Origin of the sequence: Undibacterium hunanense, assembly GCF_014284335.1 — a bacterium.
Classification (GTDB): Bacteria; Pseudomonadota; Gammaproteobacteria; order Burkholderiales; family Burkholderiaceae_D; genus Undibacterium; species Undibacterium hunanense.
Genome location: NZ_JACOGF010000003.1, coordinates 377158 through 396005, shown reverse-complemented (window position 1 = coordinate 396005; position 18848 = coordinate 377158). Strand labels below are relative to the sequence as shown.

General features: G+C 52.1%; 18 protein-coding genes and 2 tRNA genes. 8 read left to right on the top strand and 12 right to left on the bottom strand.

The genetic code is table 11. The annotated features are described in order from the left end of the window. Positions 1-3 precede the first annotated feature (3 nt). The 5 genes from hflK to H8L32_RS07815 all read left to right on the top strand — a co-directional run bounded on the left by hflK (position 4) and on the right by H8L32_RS07815 (position 5313). Positions 4-1287 (top strand): FtsH protease activity modulator HflK, encoded by a 1284-nt coding sequence (gene hflK, locus H8L32_RS07835; RefSeq protein ID WP_186946600.1) that lies wholly within the window; start codon positions 4-6, stop codon positions 1285-1287. After that, the gene (gene hflC, locus H8L32_RS07830; protein ID WP_186946599.1) at positions 1288-2190 is read left to right on the top strand and encodes a protease modulator HflC; all 903 of its coding nucleotides are present in this window, start codon (positions 1288-1290) and stop codon (positions 2188-2190) included. 98 nt (positions 2191-2288) lie between these two features. After that, the gene (locus tag H8L32_RS07825) at positions 2289-3440 is read left to right on the top strand and encodes an ATP phosphoribosyltransferase regulatory subunit (RefSeq protein WP_186946598.1); all 1152 of its coding nucleotides are present in this window, start codon (positions 2289-2291) and stop codon (positions 3438-3440) included. 3 nt (positions 3441-3443) lie between these two features. Next, a complete protein-coding gene (locus H8L32_RS07820; RefSeq protein ID WP_186946597.1) occupies positions 3444-4757 on the top strand; it encodes an adenylosuccinate synthase in 1314 nt (437 codons plus the stop codon). Positions 4758-4779: 22 nt separating this feature from the next. Then, positions 4780-5313: a phosphoribosyltransferase gene (locus H8L32_RS07815; protein WP_186946797.1), complete on the top strand. Its 534-nt coding sequence runs from the start codon at positions 4780-4782 to the stop codon at positions 5311-5313. Between the two features lie 205 nt (positions 5314-5518). Here H8L32_RS07815 and H8L32_RS07810 read toward each other — a convergent pair. Beyond that, positions 5519-5603: transfer RNA gene (locus H8L32_RS07810), tRNA-Leu, on the bottom strand. Positions 5604-5872: 269 nt separating this feature from the next. Next, positions 5873-5957 (bottom strand) — tRNA-Leu (locus H8L32_RS07805). A gap of 159 nt (positions 5958-6116) precedes the next feature. Here H8L32_RS07805 and rnr point away from each other — a divergent pair. From rnr to cysE, 3 genes are all read left to right on the top strand, one after another. After that, positions 6117-8627, top strand: coding sequence for a ribonuclease R (gene rnr, locus H8L32_RS07800; RefSeq protein ID WP_186946596.1), 2511 nt, complete (start codon positions 6117-6119; stop codon positions 8625-8627). Between the two features lie 21 nt (positions 8628-8648). Beyond that, positions 8649-9389 (top strand): 23S rRNA (guanosine(2251)-2'-O)-methyltransferase RlmB, encoded by a 741-nt coding sequence (rlmB, locus tag H8L32_RS07795; RefSeq protein ID WP_186946595.1) that lies wholly within the window; start codon positions 8649-8651, stop codon positions 9387-9389. Positions 9390-9502: 113 nt separating this feature from the next. Continuing rightward, on the top strand, positions 9503-10249 hold the full coding sequence (cysE, locus tag H8L32_RS07790) for a serine O-acetyltransferase (RefSeq protein WP_186946594.1): 747 nt from the start codon (positions 9503-9505) through the stop codon (positions 10247-10249). A gap of 223 nt (positions 10250-10472) precedes the next feature. Here the strand turns inward: cysE and H8L32_RS07785 are convergent, their stop codons facing one another. The 10 genes from H8L32_RS07785 to fliJ all read right to left on the bottom strand — a co-directional run bounded on the left by H8L32_RS07785 (position 10473) and on the right by fliJ (position 18842). After that, entirely contained in the window at positions 10473-12029 is a 1557-nt protein-coding gene (locus H8L32_RS07785) for an NAD(P)H-hydrate dehydratase (RefSeq protein WP_230412110.1), read from the bottom strand. Positions 12030-12035: 6 nt separating this feature from the next. Next, a complete protein-coding gene (gene fliR / locus H8L32_RS07780; protein WP_186946593.1) occupies positions 12036-12863 on the bottom strand; it encodes a flagellar biosynthetic protein FliR in 828 nt (275 codons plus the stop codon). Positions 12864-12899: 36 nt separating this feature from the next. Then, positions 12900-13169, bottom strand: coding sequence for a flagellar biosynthesis protein FliQ (gene fliQ, locus H8L32_RS07775; protein WP_186946592.1), 270 nt, complete (start codon positions 13167-13169; stop codon positions 12900-12902). A gap of 19 nt (positions 13170-13188) precedes the next feature. Then, positions 13189-13956, bottom strand: a complete 768-nt coding sequence (fliP, locus tag H8L32_RS07770; protein WP_186946591.1) for a flagellar type III secretion system pore protein FliP — start codon at positions 13954-13956, stop codon at positions 13189-13191. 10 nt (positions 13957-13966) lie between these two features. After that, positions 13967-14407, bottom strand: coding sequence for a flagellar biosynthetic protein FliO (gene fliO / locus H8L32_RS07765; protein ID WP_186946590.1), 441 nt, complete (start codon positions 14405-14407; stop codon positions 13967-13969). Beyond that, the gene (fliN, locus tag H8L32_RS07760) at positions 14404-14826 is read right to left on the bottom strand and encodes a flagellar motor switch protein FliN (protein ID WP_186946589.1); all 423 of its coding nucleotides are present in this window, start codon (positions 14824-14826) and stop codon (positions 14404-14406) included. The genes fliO and fliN overlap by 4 nt, the downstream gene beginning before the upstream one ends. Further along, positions 14819-15820, bottom strand: coding sequence for a flagellar motor switch protein FliM (gene fliM, locus H8L32_RS07755; RefSeq protein ID WP_186946588.1), 1002 nt, complete (start codon positions 15818-15820; stop codon positions 14819-14821). The genes fliN and fliM overlap by 8 nt, the downstream gene beginning before the upstream one ends. A gap of 3 nt (positions 15821-15823) precedes the next feature. After that, the gene (gene fliL / locus H8L32_RS07750; RefSeq protein WP_186946587.1) at positions 15824-16333 is read right to left on the bottom strand and encodes a flagellar basal body-associated protein FliL; all 510 of its coding nucleotides are present in this window, start codon (positions 16331-16333) and stop codon (positions 15824-15826) included. 424 nt (positions 16334-16757) lie between these two features. Then, positions 16758-18377, bottom strand: a complete 1620-nt coding sequence (locus tag H8L32_RS07745; RefSeq protein ID WP_186946586.1) for a flagellar hook-length control protein FliK — start codon at positions 18375-18377, stop codon at positions 16758-16760. Between the two features lie 24 nt (positions 18378-18401). Further along, positions 18402-18842, bottom strand: coding sequence for a flagellar export protein FliJ (fliJ, locus tag H8L32_RS07740; RefSeq protein WP_186946585.1), 441 nt, complete (start codon positions 18840-18842; stop codon positions 18402-18404). Positions 18843-18848 lie beyond the last annotated feature (6 nt).

The window sequence follows — 18848 nt, the reverse complement described above, 5'->3', positions numbered from 1 at the left end:
AGAATGCTTGTTTCACTTCTCAAAAGAATTGGTTTGACCATGTCGTTGAACGACCCTCAATGGGGACGTGGTTCACAAAACAATAATCAGAATAATAATAATAACAATAAAAAGCCGCCTGAAGGGCCGCCTGATCTCGATCAGCTATGGAAAGACTTTAGCCAGAAGCTGAGTCGCCTGCTGGGCCAAAAAGGCAATGGCGGTGGTGATAATGGCGGTTTCTCGCCTGATTCTTCGGGTGCCAAAATAGGTGCTTCACTGATTGTTGGTATTTTTGCCCTTATCTGGCTGGCGAGTGGCTTTTTCATTGTGCAGGAAGGTCAGACGGCTGTCATCACGACCTTTGGCAAATTAAGCCATCAGACTTCTGCCGGTTTCAACTGGCGCTGGCCTTACCCTATTCAGGGCCATGAAATCGTCAATGTGTCTCAGGTGCGTACTATTGAAGTCGGCTACCGTTCGAATGTAAAGAACAAGCAGGCGCGTGAATCCCTGATGCTGACTGATGATGAAAACATCGTTGATATTCAATTCGCAGTTCAGTATAAATTGAATAATGCCGCAGACTGGCTGTACAACAACCGCGATCAGGAAGACATGATACGTCAGGTCGCCGAGACTGCCGTGCGAGAAATCGTCGGCAAGAACAAGATGGATTTCGTTTTGTATGAAGGCCGTGAAAAGGTTGCGCTGGATGTCAGTGCCAGCATGCAAAAAATTCTGGATATCTACACTGCTGGTGTGCAGATCACGAATGTGACCATGCAGGGCGTGCAGCCGCCAGAACAGGTTCAGACAGCGTTTGATGATGCCGTCAAGGCAGGGCAGGACAAGGAACGTCAAAAGAATGAAGGCCAGGCCTATGCCAATGACGTTATTCCAAAGGCACGTGGTGAAGCATCCCGTCTGCTGCTTGATGCAGAAGCCTATCAGTCACGCATTGTTGCCAATGCGGAAGGTAATGCCTCACGCTTCAAGCAGGTGTTGACGGAATACCAGAAAGCACCGGCCGTTACCCGTGACCGTATGTACCTGGAAACCATGCAGCAGATTTTTGCCAGCACCAGCAAGGTGATGGTCGATACCAAGGCTGGCAATAACATGCTGTATTTGCCGATAGACAAAATGATGGCGCCATCTGATTCGTCTGCTGGCAAGGCAGCTTCAGCAGCCACCGTGCAGCCAACGGCACCGTCTGCCGAACAGATTCCTACTGTGGAGATGCGTTACAGCAAAGATGGAAGATCAAGAGATAGCCGTGACTCTCGTGAAAGGGAGGTACGATAAATGAATAAGCTCATTTCAGTTGTTGTGGCCTTGTTTGCAGCCATACTGGTAGCATACTCCACCATATTTGTGGTTGACCAGCGTTCACACGCCATTGTTTTTGCCCTGGGTGAGGTACGTTCTGTCATCAGCGAACCTGGTCTGCATTTTAAATTGCCGCCACCGTTCCAGAATGTATTGTTCCTGGACAAGCGTGTCCTGACCATTGATTCTCCGGAAGCCGATCGTTTCATTACGGCAGAAAAGAAAAATATTCTGGTTGATTCCTACGTCAAATGGCGTATCAAGGAACCGAAGCTGTACTACGTCAGCTTTAACGGTGAAGAGCGTCGCGCTACGGACCGTATGTCACAGATCGTCAAGGCTGCCCTGAATGACGAAATTACCAAGCGCACTGTACGTGAAGTGATTTCTGGCGAACGTGGCAATGTCATGGATGCGATCAAGAAAAAAGTCGCAGAAGAAGCAAAGCAGATCGGTGTGGAAATTCTTGATGTGCGTTTGAAGCGTGTTGATTATGTCGAACAGATCAATAATTCCGTGTATGACCGTATGAAGGCAGAACGTGCCCGTGTTGCCAATGAATTGCGTTCTACCGGTGCTGCCGATTCTGAACAGATTCGTGCTGACGCTGACAAGCAAAGAACGGTGATACTGGCAGAAGCCTTCCGTGAAGCAGAAAAAATGCGCGGCGCCGGTGATGCTGAAGCCTCACAAATCTATGCGCAGGCATTCGGGCAAAATCCTGAATTCTACAAATTTTATCGTAGCCTCGAAGCCTATCGCAACAGCTTCAAGAATAAGAGCGATGTGTTAGTGGTTGATCCTAATTCTGATTTCTTCAAATACTTTAAAGGCTCTGGTGCTTCTGGCGGTAGTGCGCCTGCAGTAAAAGGCAAGTAATTCATTTGTTTTCTCGACAGCGATCTGCACCTTAAGGTGCAGATCGCTGTTTGTCGGATTGGCCTAGCCAAATTTTTTTGTTTTTTACATAATTCCCCATGCCAAATTGGCTTTTACCTGAAAATATTGCGGATATCTTGCCCTCTGAAGCACGCAAGATAGAAGAGTTGCGCCGTGCCTTGCTGGATCACTTCCGTCTGTTCGGTTACGAACTGGTGATGCCACCACTGCTGGAATACATAGAATCTTTGCTGACCGGGGCAGGGCAGGATACCGACTTGCGTACTTTCAAGCTGGTTGATCAGATGTCTGGCCGTACCATGGGCCTGCGTTCGGATATGACGACCCAGGTCGCCCGTATTGATGCACATTTGCTGAACCGCCGTTCGGTCACGCGTCTTTGCTACGCCGGCAGCGTATTGCAGACCAGGCCATCCGGCCTGCATGCCACGCGTGAGCCTTTGCAGATTGGTGCCGAGATCTATGGTCATGCCGGTCTGGAAGCAGATGCCGAAATCCAGGAGCTGGTACTGGGTTGCCTGGCGCTGGCAAATATCCGTGATGTGCGTCTGGACTTGTGTCATGTGGGCGTCTTGCGCACCTTGCTGGCAGCAGATCCGCTCGCCAAGGCGCAGGAAAATACCCTGTTTGCCCTGCTGGAGGCAAAAGACCTGCCCAGCATAGATAAACTGAGTCAGAATTTCTCTGCCGAAGTCAGGGCTGCCTTGCTGGCCTTGCCTGGCCTGTATGGCGACGCTTCTGTTATTGCCAGGGCACGTGCTGTCTTGCCGGCAATGAAAGGCATTGACCTTGCTTTGGATGAGTTGGAATATCTGGTCAACCTGACCGGTGGTGCCCATGTCACCATTGATCTGGCTGATTTGCGTGGCTACCACTATCACAGCGGCGTTATGTTCAACGTATTTGTGCCTGGTTTGCCGAATGCTGTCGCGCGCGGCGGGCGTTATGATCACGTGGGCGAGGCTTTTGGTCGCCTGCGCCCTGCAACCGGTTTTTCTCTGGATTTGCGCGAGCTGGCACGCCTGTTGCCCACAGCAGAGAGAAAAGGCGCGATACGCGCCCCCTGGGGCAGTGAGCAACTGTTGCGCGAGAAAATTGCCCAATTGCGTAGCGAGGGCGAGATCGTGATTCAAAGCATGCCCGGACACGAGAGTGAACAAGACGAATTTGATTGCAATCGCGCACTCACTTTCGATGGTGGTAAATGGATTCTTCAAAATGTAGGTTGAGTGATGACACAAACTAAAATTGCAAAAAACGTTGTTGTAATCGGTACCCAGTGGGGCGATGAAGGCAAAGGAAAAATCGTTGACTGGCTGACCGATCACGCACAAGGCGTAGTTCGTTTTCAGGGTGGACACAATGCTGGTCATACGCTGGTGATAGGCGGCCAAAAGACAGCCTTGCAACTGATACCTTCCGGTATCATGCGCGCCGGTACTGCCTGCTATATCGGCAATGGTGTGGTGTTGTCTGTGCCTGACCTGTTGAGAGAAATCGACAAGCTGCAGGCCAATGGTGTGGAAGTGGCATCACGTCTGAAAATTTCGGAAGCCTGTCCGGTTATCCTGCCTTACCACACTGCACTCGATGCGGCGCGTGAAATTGCCCGTGGTGCTGCCAAGATCGGTACTACCGGCAAGGGTATAGGCCCGGCCTATGAAGATAAAGTTGCGCGTCGTGCGATTCGTGTCGCCGATTTGCTCAATGAAGAGCGCTTTGCTGAAAAGCTGCGTGATAACCTCGATTATCACAATTTCGTACTGACCAATTACCTGAAGGCTCCTGCCGTCGAATTCCAGAAAACCCTGGATGACACGCTGGCCAATGTACCGCGTATTCGCCCTATGGTGGCGGACGTGTCGAGTGCACTGTATGCGGCTCACAAGGCTGGTGCCAGCCTGTTGTTTGAAGGTGCGCAAGGCAGCTTGCTGGACGTTGATCACGGCACCTATCCTTTCGTGACTTCCAGTAACTGTGTCGCTGGCAATGCCGCTGCCGGTTCTGGCGTTGGTCCTAACATGCTGCATTACATTCTGGGTATTACCAAGGCTTACACCACGCGTGTCGGTTCTGGCCCTTTCCCGTCTGAATTGCCGACGGATGCAGGTGTCGGCAAACATCTGGCCAGTGTTGGTCATGAGTTTGGTACCGTCACCGGGCGTGCGCGTCGTTGCGGTTGGTTTGATGCCGCCCTGTTGAAGCGCTCGGTGCAGATCAATGGCGTTTCCGGTATGTGCCTGACCAAGCTGGACGTACTCGATGGTATCGAAACGCTGCGTCTGTGCACTGGTTATAAAGTGGATGGCAAAGTCGTTGATATCTTCCCTGTCGGCGCTGAAGAAGCGGCACGTTGTGAAGCGATTTATGAGGAAATGCCAGGCTGGACCGATACAACGGTTGGTGCCAAGAGCATGGACGCGTTGCCAGTCAACGCCCGTAACTATATCCAGCGTATTCAGGAGCTGGTCGGTGTTCCGGTAGATATGGTATCTACTGGCCCGGATCGTGAAGAAACGATCGTTTTAAGGCATCCATTTATTTAAGAAGGAAAATAAGAATATGAATATGCCCGCATCAACAGACAAGGACTTATGGGTTTCCTGGGAAGCCTATCACCGCTCGATTGAAGAGCTGGCACTGAAAGTGCACGAAACCGGCTGGAAATTTGACCAGGTATTGTGCCTGGCGCGTGGTGGTTTGCGTCCAGGTGACATCTTCTCGCGTATTTTTGATGTACCGCTGGCGATATTGTCCACCAGTTCTTACCGTGAAGAGTCCGGCACTTTGCAGGGTGCGCTGGATATCGGCAAGTACATCTCCATGACCAAGGGTGCCTTGCAAGGCCGCGTGCTGGTGGTGGATGATCTGGTTGATTCTGGTGTGACGCTGGAAAAAGTACTGGTGCATTTGCGCGAGAATTTCCCGGCAGTGACTGAAGTCAAGTCAGCCGTGATCTGGTACAAGGCATGTTCATCCGTGGCGCCGGATTATTATCTCGATTATCTGGCCACAAATCCATGGATACATCAACCTTTTGAAGAGTATGACAGTATCAGGCCGCATCAATTGAATGCCTGGCTGAAAAAAGGCGCGAAGTAAGGGTGTCCCAAAAACGGAAGCATAGTCTTCCGTTTTTTTTATGCCCGCCTTGATCGTGCTGCAGAAAGTGATTGTTGGTGCTCTAATGGCGTAGTGGTGAGGTGGGGATGTGGAAGTGCAGGGAGGTGATGGCGGTGGGCTTGAGAAAGCAGAGGGGCGCGGAAATGAAAAAGCCCGCTGACGAATCAGCGGGCCATCAATTTGGTGGTGCCCACGGAGGGACTCGAACCCCCACACCCGAAGGCACATGGACCTGAACCATGCGCGTCTACCAATTCCGCCACGTGGGCAACAGAAGGCGTCATTATAGAGCATTTGCATCGTTTTGGGTGAATTCCGGGCGAATTTTTCAAAACTTTCAAAATGAAAATCAAAACTAGGCAAATGAGTTGGATTTGATTTTTGTCCGGATGAAAAAAACGCCATGAATAATGGCAGAATCAGGGATGTAGCACTGGGCTGAAGTGGGCTTGATAGTGGAGGTGAAAATGGGCTTGAGAAAGCAGGGCATCGCAGAAATGAAAAAGCCCGCTGACGAATCAGCGGGCTTCCAATTTGGTGGTGCCCACGGAGGGACTCGAACCCCCACACCCGAAGGCACATGGACCTGAACCATGCGCGTCTACCAATTCCGCCACGTGGGCAACGGAGAACAACATTATAAATTAATACGAGGATTTGTCAAGGCACATGCCTTGATGAATACAAGAATTGTTAGGTGAAAGAGGTTTGCTCCGGTAAACTAATGCCTGACTTTGGTTCTGGCACAGGCCAGATTAACATTTAAAGAAGACATATAAGATTTGAATAAGCATTTATACCCTATTCCCAGTCGCGAAGAGATACTGGGCGTTCTACGTACTAACAAGGCAAAAATGACGGCTTCCGCCATTGCGGACGGTTTGTCGGTTAAACCTGAGGAGTTAGATGGCATGACACGACGATTAAACGCGATGGAAAGGGATGGGCAGATCAAAGTGGACAAAGGTGGAAGTTACACCATCGCCAATCAGGATAATTTCATCAGCGGAAAAGTCAGCAGCCATCGTGAAGGTTATGGTTTTCTGATACCGGATGACGGTAGTGAAGACCTGTTTTTGCCAGAGCGCGAAATGCAGAAAGTATTGCATGGTGATCGCGTCATGGCACGCGTGGTTGGTACTGACAGACGTGGCCGGCTGGAAGGTGGCATTCTGGAAATTCTGGAACGGGCCAATACCCATGTCATTGGCCGTTTGCTCAATGAAAACGGCGCCTGGATCGTGGCACCTGAAGACAAGCGTTTCAGCCAGGATATTCTGTTGACCGGTGCGCCCGGCAAGGCAAAAGCCGGCCAGGTAGTCAGTGTCGAGTTAACCGAACAGCCGACCCGTTATGCGCAGCCAGTAGGCAAAATTGTAGAGGTGCTGGGTGATGTCGATGATCCTGGTATGGAAATCGAAATCGCAGTCAGAAAATTTGGCGTGCCGCACGAATTTTCAGAAGCAGTCAAAAAGGCTGCTTCAAAACTGCCGTCCGAAGTCCGTGACGTGGATCTCAATGACAGAGTTGATCTGCGCGATATCCCATTGGTCACCATCGATGGTGAAGATGCACGTGACTTTGATGATGCCGTGTATTGCGAACCCATCAAGATCGGTCGCAGCAAGGGGCACCGCCTGATCGTGGCGATTGCCGATGTCAGCCACTATGTGCAGCCGAATGATGCGCTGGATGAAGAAGCGCTGTTGCGCAGTACATCCGTGTATTTCCCGCGTCGCGTCATCCCCATGTTGCCGGAACGTCTGTCGAATGGCTTGTGTTCGCTGAATCCTGACGTTGATCGTTTGACGCTGGTGTGCGACATGGTGATTACACAGGATGGTGAAGTCACGGCTTACCAGTTTTATCCCGCAGTCATCCACTCGGCGGCACGTTTCACGTACACCGAAGTAGCGGCCATCCTGGGCAATACCAAGGGCCCCGAAGCTGCCAAGCGCCTGACGCTTGTGCCACATCTCCTGCATCTGTATGAAGTCTTCCAGTCCTTGCTGAAGGCACGTCAGGTGCGTGGTGCGATCGATTTTGAAACGACAGAAACCTATATCGTTTGCAATCCATCCGGCAAGATAGAAAAAATCCTGCCACGCACGCGCAATGATGCCCACAAGCTGATCGAAGAGTGCATGCTGGCCGCTAACGTTTGTGCTGCCAATCTGCTGGAAACCTATAAACATCCGGGTACTTACCGCATCCATGCCGGCCCGACCAAAGAAAAACTGACCCAGGTCAGAAATTTCCTGAAACAGGTTGGCCTGTTCCTCAACGGTGGCGATTCACCTTCGGCATCTGACTATGCCGAGTTGATGAAAAAAATCAAAGGCAGGCCAGACGCACCGTTGTTGCAGACCATGTTGCTGCGCTCCATGCAACAGGCGGTATACAGCCCGGACAATATCGGTCATTTCGGCTTGTCTTATGACGCTTACGCGCATTTCACCAGCCCGATTCGCCGTTACCCTGATTTGCTGACGCACCGCGCCATCAAGGCTATCTTGCAGGGACGTAAATACGAACCAAAAGGCATAGACCTGAGCCTGTTGAATACCACCGTGTCCAACGCTGCGCGCAAGCAGATGGTGGCTGACAAGGCTGCCGGCAAGAAAAAGGTCGAAAAAGACCCGACGATCTGGGACGCACTGGGTGTTCATTGTTCTGCCAATGAAAGGCGGGCAGATGAAGCATCACGTGACGTGGAAGCCTGGCTGAAATGCTATTTCATCCGTGGCAAACTGGGTGAAGAATTTACTGGCATGATCACCGGCGTCACCCAGTTCGGTATTTTTGTTCAGCTCGACGAAATTTATATCGAAGGCCTGGTGCATGTGACTGAACTGGGGGCCGATTACTTCCAGTTCGATGACGCACGTCATGAATTGCGTGGCGAACGCACAGGCAAGCGTTATCAATTGACGGATAAAGTCCGGGTCGTGGTGAGCCGGGTTGATCTGGATGCGAGGAAAATTGATTTGAGTATCGCGCAACCCGCTTCCGGCAAAATGCCTGGTGGGCCAGGTGAGCAAAGAAGTGTCACCGCATCAGATAAAAACCGTAAGAATCCGGCCAATGCAAGAAAGCTTGCCCTGGAACCGGAAGAAAAATTAGCCCCTGTTTTTTCCAAGTCGGCCAAGGCTGCTGCGGTTAAAAAGAGCGGCGTCAAAGCAAGTGAAGACAGTTTTTCTGGGGGACGTCGCCAGAAATCTGCTGCTGCGCCTGCCAGTGCCAAGAAAAAAGCACCAGGCACTACGGGCAAGGCTGCAAAGAAAAGACGTTAGTAGATAATTGAAAAGAACAAGATGAAAAGTAAAATGATATTTGGCTTCCACGCGGTGACTTCACGTATCCGCCACGAAGCCTCTTCCGTCGACGAAATTTACGTCGATTCCGCCCGTGTGGACAGACGTATGCAGGATTTGCTGAGTACAGCAAAAGCTGCCGGTGTGCGCATTATCCTGACAGATGACCAGCGTCTCAGCAATATCGTCGGTACCCGCCGTCACCAGGGCGTTGTAGCGAAAGCCAGTGAACTGTCACTGGCACGCAATCTGGATGAATTGCTGGATGCAATCGATGGCCCACCTTTGTTGCTGGTACTTGATGGCATTACCGATCCACACAACCTGGGTGCCTGCCTGCGTGTTGCTGACGGTGCCGGTGCGCATGCGGTGATCGCCCCCAAGGACAGGGCCGTGGGTTTGAATGCCACAGCAGCCAAAGTCGCCAGCGGTGCGGCCGAAACCGTCCCGTATATTACCGTGACCAATCTGGCCCGCACCTTGCGTGAGCTGAAAGAGCGTGATATCTGGCTGGTCGGTACGACGGATGAAGTCGAAAAGAATATCTATGACGTTGACTTCAAAACCGGCAGCGCCATCATCATGGGCTCTGAAGGCGAGGGCATGCGTCGCCTGACCCGTGAAACCTGCGATGTGCTGGTCAGCGTACCCATGTTCGGTTCTGTCGAAAGCCTGAACGTGTCGGTGGCTTCTGGTGTTTGTCTGTATGAAGCACGTCGTCAGCGTCTGGTAAAAAGCTGACGCTGTAAAGCTTAGTTCGCCGCCCGCCATTCCCCGGCGGGCATTAGGGGCTCTCCACAGGGCCTTGTGAAATACGCTACTATCTATCTCCCGCCAGAACATTTTCAAATTCCATGTTTAGCCGCTTAAGAGAAGATATTGCAAGTATCATCAAGAAAGATCCCGCAGCACGCAATGCGTGGGAGGTGATTACTTGTTATCCTGGTTTTCAGGCAATTCTCATGCATGGATGGGCGCAATGGTGCTGGACGCGTGGCATGAAGTGGCTGGGGCGTTTTATTTCCCATGTCGCCAGGGTATTGACCGGCATAGAGATACACCCGGGCGCGCAGCTGGGGCGCAGGGTATTTATCGACCATGGCTTTGGTGTGGTGATAGGTGAAACGGCTGAAATCGGCGACGATTGCACGATTTACCAGGGGGTGACACTGGGCGGTACTTCTTTGTCCAGAGGTGCCAAGCGTCATCCTACGCTGGAGGCAGGTGTCATTGTTGGCGCCGGTGCCAAGGTACTGGGTGGTTTTACCATAGGTGCGGGTGCCAAGATAGGCTCCAATTCCGTGGTGTTGAAGCCAGTACCTGCCGGCGCAACGGCGGTAGGCAATCCGGCACATATCATCAAGAGAGAAGTGGCGTCCGCCGATTCCGAGGCAGCACAACTATTTACTGCCTATGGCGTGACGCAGAATAGCGATGATCCTATTTCCAAGGTCTTGCACAAGCTGATAGATCATGCCGCTTCACAGCAGGAACAGATAGAAAAACTGTCCGCTGCGCTGTCGGGTGCAGGTATTGTTTGTGACGCCGCGCAAAAAGCTGAGAAACTGAATCCTGAACAGATCAATAGCCTGGTCGACTGATCAGGTTTGATGTCGCTGAAGATTAGGCATAATCATGCATGATCGCGCTAGTGGACTGTAACAGTTAAAACAGAAGTGAAAGATGTTTGCCCGGCGATCAGGGCAAGGCAAGGTTGACACTTATGCACAGCGATAGTGAACTATCGCGAGCATTTGCAACGCAGTCATGGTCGTCGCGCAAGCGGAAGGCACTCTGTTTTCAGCTGTTACAGTCCACTAGTGATCAGCGCTTTGTCAGCAGGTTCAGGTTTTGCCTGATAACAGGCAGCAATTCACTGGCAGTCAGTCCTATGGGGCCGACTCCTTGCGCCACCAGTTCATCTGCCGCATAAGCATGTGCCCAGACAGCAATTCTTGCTGCCTCAGCGGCAGTGCAGCCTTGTGCCAGTAAAGCGCCGGTAACGCCAGCCAATACATCACCAGTGCCGCCGCTGGCCAGCGCCGGATTGCCGGTCGTGTTAATGGACAAATCCCCATTTGCTTCGCAAATGATGCTGCCAGACCCTTTCAGTACCACAACGGTATTCAACTGCTGCGCCAGTTTGCGCGCTGCAAGCAAGCGGTCTGCCTGTACTTCTGCCACGCCTTGTTGCAACAGGCGGGCTGCTTCCAGTGGATGCGGGGTAAGCACACTGGCGGCAGTTCTTGCTGCCAATAGATGAGCAAGTGCTGCGTCTGCGGCGATCAGGTTCAGTGCATCTGCATCCACCACCAATGTCTTTGCTGACTTGATTGCCTTGGTCAGCAATGCCTGCACTGATGCTGACGTACCCAGGCCAGGGCCGATGACGACATGGTGATTATGAAAGTCCATGTCTTCAGGCGAGCGAAACATGATTTCCGGATGCAGGCTGTCATAACTTGGCGCCAAAGGGATTACGCCAGGAATGCCACAATAAATGCGTCCGGCGCCCGAAAATTGCGCTGCCCTGGCAGCAAGGATGGCAGCGCCCACCATGCCGCTGGCACCTCCTATGATGATGACATCGCCATAGCTGCCTTTGTGGCTGTTTTGTTTGCGTGGCTGCAGTATGCCTTTCAGTGATGCAGCCGTATTCAGACGGGCTTTGCCGGGCGGGAAAAAATTTGCCGGAATATCCAGTGTCGCCACGCTGACCTCGCCAGCATAATCTCGCCCTGCACCGGTATGCAGGCCTGTCTTGTTGCCGATGAAGCTGATGGTATGCGTTGCACAAACAGCGATGCCATCAGCACCTGTGACTTGTCCGGTATCGGCATTCAGGCCGCTGGGTACATCCAGTGCCAGTAAGGGTATTGCAAGCTCCGCTGCAAGCTTGTTGATATCCCTGATCAGACTGGCGATGCTGCCTTCTGGTGCCTGTTTCAAACCTATGCCAAACAGGCCGTCAATGATCAGTGCCCAGTCAGCGGGCAATGTCGCCAGAATGGCGGTATCGATAAATTGCACATGCTGTGCCTGTGCTTTGTGCCGGCTGGACAGGGCGTCGCTGGAATAATTTGCCGTTTCGCCGCATTGCAGTACATGTACGACATGGCCCTGTGCCGATAAGAGGGCAGCGACCTCGAAGGCATCACCGCCATTGTTGCCAGGGCCTGCCAGTACCAGGATTTTTGCATGCGCTTGCGTGAGCAGTTCAGCAGCCAGGTGGGCCGCTGCCAGCCCGGCTTTCTGCATCAGTGACATCGTGTCTGCATTGCCAGCATCTGCCTGCATGGCCAGCGCATCGGTTTCTATGGCGCGAATTTCTGCCACGCTGTATACCCGATATACGCTATCCTGATTGCCCATGGTTTGCATAATGACTTATCTTGGTGGTATGGCTGATGGCAGGGGTAATGGTTTTGGTGGCTGAATATTCGGCTGCCCCATAGCCTGCATGGCTTCTATGCCTTGCTGAAACAGGTTTTCCAATGGCAAAAGTAAATACGGCATGATCAGCGCCAACATCAAAAAGCCGACACCTATAGTAATCGGGAAGCCGATACCAAATAAATTCAGTTGAGGGGCGGCACGTGTCAGGATACCCAGTGCCACGTTGGTAACCAGCAAGGCTGCCACGATGGGTAACGATAAATGCATGCCCACACTGAAAATCTGTTCGCCCCATAGCGCCATTTTCTGATAGTTCAGCCCGGTCTGAAAGGTGGTTGAAATCGGTATGGTCTGGAAGCTTTCAACCAGTGTGGCGAGCATGGACAAGTGCACATTCGCAGTCAGCATCAGCAGGGTGGCAGTCAACACCAGAAACTGCGCAATTGCCGAGGAACGCCCTTGCGTCTGCGGATCAAAGAAGGTGGCAAAACCCAGACCCATGGTCAGACCTGCCACCTCGCCCGCCATTTCTATGGCAGAAAATACCACGCGCATGACAAAGCCCATGCCTATGCCTATGATCAGTTGCTGTGACAGAACGAGTATGCCATTCAGTGATACTGGATCCAGTGCAGGCATGGCGGGCAGGGTAGGGGCAACGATGAGTGACAGCACGATACCCAGCGCCAGCTTGATCTGTACCGGGACGGTATTGTTGCCGAAGGGGGGCGCAACCGCAATCATGCCCAGTATCCTGGTCAGCGGCCAGATAAAGGAATTGATCAGTGCGATCAGTTCATTGCTGGAGAAGGAAATCATGGATGTGACATGTCAGCCGCCAGTGGGTGGCTGCACCTATCCTGCCATGGTTGCGATACTGGTGAACATCTGGCGCATGTAATCCGTCAGCACAGTCAACATCCAGGGGCCGGCGATAATCAGGGTGACAAAGATACCCACCAGCTTGGGAATGAAAGACAGTGTGGTTTCATTGATCTGGGTGGCCGCCTGAAAAATACTGACGATCAAACCTATGCCCAGTGCAACCAGCAGTAAAGGGGCGGAAACCATCAGGGTTACTTCCATGGCCTGGCGGCCGAGTGTCATTACGCTATCCGGGGTCATAATTAGCCTTGATGAAGCCTTAATAAAAACTTTGTGCGAGTGAGCCTATCAATAATTGCCAGCCGTCCACCAGAACAAACAACATCAGCTTGAAGGGCAGGGAGACAATTGCAGGCGACACCATCATCATACCCATGGACATGAGCACACTGGCGACCACCATATCGATGATCAGGAAGGGAATGAAAATGGCAAAGCTGATTTGAAAAGCGGTTTTCAATTCACTGGTGATGAAGGCCGGTATCAGGATACGCAGCGGTACATCTTCAGGACCCTGCAATTGCGGGGTGTTCGACAACTTGACATACAGCGCCAGGTCTGACTGTCTGGTCTGCTTCATCATGAATTGCTTCAGCGGTGTGGCACCTTTATCCATCGCTGCCTGCATGGTGATCTTGTTTTCAGTGAACGGTACGTAGGCTTCGGCATAGATTTTGTCAAACACCGGCCCCATGACAAACAGGGTTAAAAACAGTGACAGCCCGACCATTACCTGGTTGGGAGGCGCCGACTGCGTACCCAGGGCCTGCCGCAGCAAGGAAAGTACGATGATGATGCGGGTGAAACTGGTCATCATCAGCAATGCTGCCGGGATAAAACTGAGCGCCGTCAGGAACAACAGGGTCTGAATACTAAGCGAATAATTCTGGCCGCCACCGGCAGCAGGCGTCGTCGTAATGGCTGGCAAGCCACCTGTCGTTTGTGAAAAAGCCAGTTCAGGCAACAGCAGGCCACTCAGAAAAATGGCAAGCCAGACCAATGGCAGGGAAGAGCGCAAAGTTTTCATGCAGATGTAATTACTTGTTGTCAGATCGTTCGGTAGAACGTTTATCCAGCGTGCGTTTCAGCCATGCAGAAAATGGATCATTGGTTTGTGCCTGTGCCGCCTGTAATAACAACTCTTCCTGTTTTGGCATGCTGCCCAGATTGTTGATATTGTTGGCGGTGACACCCAGGATCAGCCATTGATCAGCCACTTCCACCACCATCACGCGTTCGCGGTTGCCAACATTGATGCCACCAATAATTTTGACCTGGATCTTGTTGCCACCCTGTATGGGGCCCAGGCGCTTCATGACCCATGCAGCGGCTACCACCAGTGCCAGTACCAGCAGCAGGGCCATGATGATCTGCAGCAGCCCACCACTGGGCGATACGGCAGGGGTATCTGCCGCCAGAACACTGCCAGACCATGTTGCCGTCGCCAGTACTGCATAAAAACGTGGGGAATACTTCATTTGTTCAGTTTGCGTATGCGCTCGGCAGGCGTGACGATATCGGTCAGGCGTATACCAAACTTGTCATTCACTACCACCACCTCGCCCTGAGCAATCAGACAGCCATTGACCAGTACATCCATAGGTTCACCGGCCAGACCATCGAGCTCCACCACCGAACCCTGTGCCAGTTGCAGCAGGTTCTTGATGGCGATTTTGGTCCTGCCCAATTCCACGGTCAGCTGTACCGGTATATCCAGAATGAAGTCGATGTCATTATGGGTTTCCGGTGCCTGGCTTTTCCCGCTAAATTCCTTGAAAATGGCTGCAGTAGGCTGTGGCTCGCTCTTTTCTGCTGCCGCAGCTTCTGCTTTTTCCTGTTCTGCAATTGCAGCACCCCAATCATCTTCACTGATTGGTGCGTCGCCGTTATCATCCATGGTTCTCTCCTTGTGCTACTTCCTGTACGCTGGAACTGATCAGTTTCTCAACGCGTAAAGCATACTGTCCGTTAAATACTCCATATTTGCACTCCATCACAGGCGTGCCATCGACCTTGGCTGAAATGATTTCCGGAATGGACAAAGGGATCACGTCGCCTTCTTTCATATTCAGGATATCACCCAGGGTGACACGGGTTGTACCCAGGTCAGCAACGATCTCTACTTCTGCAATTTGTATCTGCTGCGTCATCAGACGCACCCAGCGCTTGTCCACTTCCAGCGTTTCACCTTGCAAACTACTGGTCAAAATGTCGCGTATGGGTTCTATGGTGGAGTAGGGCATGCACAGATGCATCTCGCCACTGACCGGCCCCAGTTCTATCGTGAAGGTCGTGGAGACCACGACTTCATTCGGGGTTGCGATATTGGCGAACTGGGTGTTCATTTCTGAACGTATGTATTCAAACTCAATGGGATAGACCGGTTCCCATGATTTGGAATAGGTTTCAAAAATGATTTCCAGTATGCGGTGGATGATACGCTGTTCAGTCTGGGTGAAGTCTCGACCTTCCACACGGGTGTGGAAGCGGCCATCGCCACCAAACAGATTATCTACCAGCAAAAACACCAGGCCCGGATCAAGCACAATCAGCGAGGTACCGCGCAGGGGCTTCATGTGGACCAGATTCAGATTGGTCGGTACCACCAGGTTACGGATGAATTCACTGTACTTGGATACCCTGACGGTACCCACCGATACTTCAGCACTGCGGCGCAGGAAATTAAACAGGCCTATGCGCAGCAGGCGGGCAAAACGTTCGTTGATAATTTCCAGCGTCGGCATGCGACCACGGACGATACGCTCTTGTGTGGCAAGATTGTAGGGCCGGACACCGGAGGTATCCTCCAGTGATTGCGAGTCGTCCTGATCTCCCGTGACGCCCTTTAAAAGGGCATCAACTTCTTCCTGGGAGAGAAAATTATCTGACATGGCTTATTGAACGACGAAAGAAGTAAAGAAAACGCCACTCACTTTTTGTGGCTCGCCTTTGGCTGTAAACGGCTGGCTGACTTTCTCAATGATTTCATTGACCAGTTTTTCCTTGCCTTCAGCGGACAAGATTTCGGTAGCATCCTTGCTCGACAGCAGTAACAGCAGGCGGCTGCGTATTTGCGGCATATTCGCCTTGATCAGATTGACCTGTTCTTCATCCTGTACTTGCAGCGTCATGCTGATTTGCAGGTATTTGTCACCGCCGTCAGATTGCAGGTTGACGGTAAACGGTTCCAGTGCCAGGAATACCGGTGCTTTTGCAGGTTCAGCCTTGTGTTCTTTTTCTTTATTGGCAGCCCCTTTTTTTGACAGGAAAACAGCTGCTCCTCCACCCACTGCCACCAGTAGAAAGACGGCTGCGGCGATCATGATAAGGAGTTTCTTTTTGGATTTGCCCGCTGGTGCGGCATCACCTGTGTCAGTCGCTGCTTTTGCTGGTGCTTTCGCCATGGTTTTCCTCTCGATGGGCATTTATTGCCATGATTTATACGTATTATCGTTTATCCGGGGCTTTTAATATCCAAGAAAAAGAAGGTGTATTGCAGCTTAGCTCTGTCATTTGCGCGATGAAAGGGGGGGGCATGCATTCACTGTCAGTTGCGGTCCGGGACCGCAAGCTTCATGGATATAGCCTTTGGCAATCATTCTACATGCATGTGGGTGTTTTTTTCCAGACACCCCTCAGTGAAACCGAAGCAGATGGTGAATTTAAGTGATATTCATCAATGAAGAAGCTTGCCGGGGCAAGCTTCTGGTGTGGGCTTTGTCTGCGGGCTGTGTTTGCGCGTCGTGTTGCCAGAGCCAGCTGAGACAAGCCTGCAGGCACAGTCTGGCCCGGCAGGCAGATGTACGGCGCAGACCTTTCTAATCCGGATCAGGCGAAGGTATCGACGACGCCATTGCTGACCCTGACTTTAGGCTGGCTGCTGGTTGCGGCTACCGTTGTATTGTCACCGATGTCATTGCCAAGGCGGGATGTGCCTGTGTTCCTGGCTTGTTGCTGGGCAAAGTTTTGTCCTTGACCTGCACCTGCGGCCTGTGAATTGACCGAGAAACCTGTCAGTTGCACGCCAGCATCGCTGAGCATCTGACGTAAGCGGGGCAGGGCTGCTTCCAGTGCTTCCCGGACTTCAGGCTGGGCAGCGGTAAAGCTGGCATTGGCCTGGTCATTGCTGACTTTCAGCACGACTTGCAGCGGGCCAAGGTCGGGCGGGTTCAGTGTCAGTTCGGCAGATTGCATGGCTTCGCCAACCATCCATACCACTTTTTGACTAACCGCCTTATCCCAGCCTGGGTTGCCGACGCGTGGGCTGATATGGTCTATTGCCATGGCGGTTGCGGCATTGGCTTGGCTATTGCTGACGGCTTGTGTGGCAATCGGTGCTGGAGCAATGACCTGTGGTGTTTCCTTGCTGCTTTCAGCTGGCTTGATTTCGGCCAGCTTGTCCGCAATCACCTCACGCGCTTGTGCTACATCACTGGCGAAGCTTTTAGCCGTATCGGCCGCAATCGCAGTGGTGGCACTGGCTGCTTTGTCAGAAGCTTTGCTACCCAGCGCGAGGTCGCTGGTGGTGACTTCTGTTTTGCTTGCGTCTGTCAGTGCTGCGCCATCAGTTTTGACTGTAGTATCTTTGGGTGCTGGCGTCAGTGCGGGAGTGGCCACCAGCGTGGTATTGCTGCCTGCGAGTTTGTTGTCTATGGCATTACTGACTGTGGTATTGGTGACGGTCTTGTCTGTTGCCTTGGTTCCGGCTGTGGCTTTGCCAGCCATTAATTGTGCGGCAATGGCATTGATATCGGCGGCGCTAACGCCAGCTTCGCCGGCAACCTGATTTTTGCTATTGGCCTTGATGTCAGCGGCGGCGGTCTTGGCATCCGCAATGGCTGCTGCAAGCTTGTCAGCAGTTTCTGCATACTTGCTGTCGCCAGCCAGAGCTGTCGTATCTGTAGTGCCGGTCGCGGCATTACTGGCGGCGAGTACACTGGCATCTGCGGCAGCCAAGGCGTCAGTTGCGGCGACATCGGTGGAGATAACAGTCGCCTTGCTGGCATCGGCTGTCACTGGTGCGGGCGCCAGATTGCCTACCAGCGCCAGTATCTGGGCACTAAGGTCTTCTACGGGCGCTGTGTTTTTTTCATCATCTTTGCTGACTTTACTGCTGTTATCCGTCTCGTCGGCAGGGGAGCTGTTTTTTACCGGTGTGCCGGGTGCATTGTCGGCGGTATTCTGCTTGTCGGCATTGTTGTTGGCGTTATTATTGACATTGCTGCTGGAATTGTTGGGCGTAGCGCCAGCATTGTTATTGGGTTTGGGTGCAGTCGCAGGTTTTGCCACATTGCGATTGACGTCACTGTCCGGTTTTTTGACGCTGGAAATTTCTTTATTCAGCATCTGATTGAAATTGTTCCCGGCGTCGCTGGACGTGGTGCTTTTTGCAGATTTAGCGCTTCCAGCCTGTTTATCCAGGGAAGTCAGTAAGGTTGTCGCTTGCATGTGGAGTACCTGTTAAATTTTTGACTAACGCTTGTAAAAAAGGGCGCGGGCAGCCATTTCATCGGTTTGCTTCTGGTCGCGCTTCGCTTCTTTTTTTTGCAGCACGTTATGCGCACGATTTTGCAAAGTGTTATACGAAAGACGCTTTTTTTCCGTCGCTTGCCATTCTGTTTTTGCCATGACGATGCGGTGCTCTGCATCCATGACTACCTGCTTTTGTCCTTCAATGGCAGCATCAAGCTTGCCGAGGAAGGACAGGAAATTCGTATATTGCGCGGCACTTAAACCTTTTGTCGCCCCATCTTGCAGTCGCTGCGCATAGTCATCACGGTATTGCTGCAATAAGCTGAGCTTTTTCTCTGTATCTTCATGAGCGCGGATTGCCTTTCCCAGAAATTTGGCGGCGTCGTCCACTTCTCTTTCTGCAATTTCGATCAGTGTGGTAATGGGGGATTTTAGTGCCATGGTGAT

Bases quoted from the DNA above. Each gene is read 5' to 3' on its own strand.
- hflK (WP_186946600.1), top strand. From the start codon at position 4: ATGCTTGTTTCACTTCTCAAAAGAATTGGTTTGACCATGTCGTTGAAC.
- hflC (WP_186946599.1), top strand. From the start codon at position 1,288: ATGAATAAGCTCATTTCAGTTGTTGTGGCCTTGTTTGCAGCCATACTG.
- H8L32_RS07825 (WP_186946598.1), top strand. From the start codon at position 2,289: ATGCCAAATTGGCTTTTACCTGAAAATATTGCGGATATCTTGCCCTCT.
- H8L32_RS07820 (WP_186946597.1), top strand. From the start codon at position 3,444: ATGACACAAACTAAAATTGCAAAAAACGTTGTTGTAATCGGTACCCAG.
- H8L32_RS07815 (WP_186946797.1), top strand. From the start codon at position 4,780: ATGCCCGCATCAACAGACAAGGACTTATGGGTTTCCTGGGAAGCCTAT.
- rlmB (WP_186946595.1), top strand. From the start codon at position 8,649: ATGAAAAGTAAAATGATATTTGGCTTCCACGCGGTGACTTCACGTATC.
- cysE (WP_186946594.1), top strand. From the start codon at position 9,503: ATGTTTAGCCGCTTAAGAGAAGATATTGCAAGTATCATCAAGAAAGAT.
- H8L32_RS07785 (WP_230412110.1), bottom strand. From the start codon at position 12,029: ATGCAAACCATGGGCAATCAGGATAGCGTATATCGGGTATACAGCGTG.
- fliR (WP_186946593.1), bottom strand. From the start codon at position 12,863: ATGATTTCCTTCTCCAGCAATGAACTGATCGCACTGATCAATTCCTTT.
- fliQ (WP_186946592.1), bottom strand. From the start codon at position 13,169: ATGACCCCGGATAGCGTAATGACACTCGGCCGCCAGGCCATGGAAGTA.
- fliP (WP_186946591.1), bottom strand. From the start codon at position 13,956: ATGAAAACTTTGCGCTCTTCCCTGCCATTGGTCTGGCTTGCCATTTTT.
- fliO (WP_186946590.1), bottom strand. From the start codon at position 14,407: ATGAAGTATTCCCCACGTTTTTATGCAGTACTGGCGACGGCAACATGG.
- fliN (WP_186946589.1), bottom strand. From the start codon at position 14,826: ATGGATGATAACGGCGACGCACCAATCAGTGAAGATGATTGGGGTGCT.
- fliM (WP_186946588.1), bottom strand. From the start codon at position 15,820: ATGTCAGATAATTTTCTCTCCCAGGAAGAAGTTGATGCCCTTTTAAAG.
- fliL (WP_186946587.1), bottom strand. From the start codon at position 16,333: ATGGCGAAAGCACCAGCAAAAGCAGCGACTGACACAGGTGATGCCGCA.
- H8L32_RS07745 (WP_186946586.1), bottom strand. From the start codon at position 18,377: ATGCAAGCGACAACCTTACTGACTTCCCTGGATAAACAGGCTGGAAGC.
- fliJ (WP_186946585.1), bottom strand. From the start codon at position 18,842: ATGGCACTAAAATCCCCCATTACCACACTGATCGAAATTGCAGAAAGA.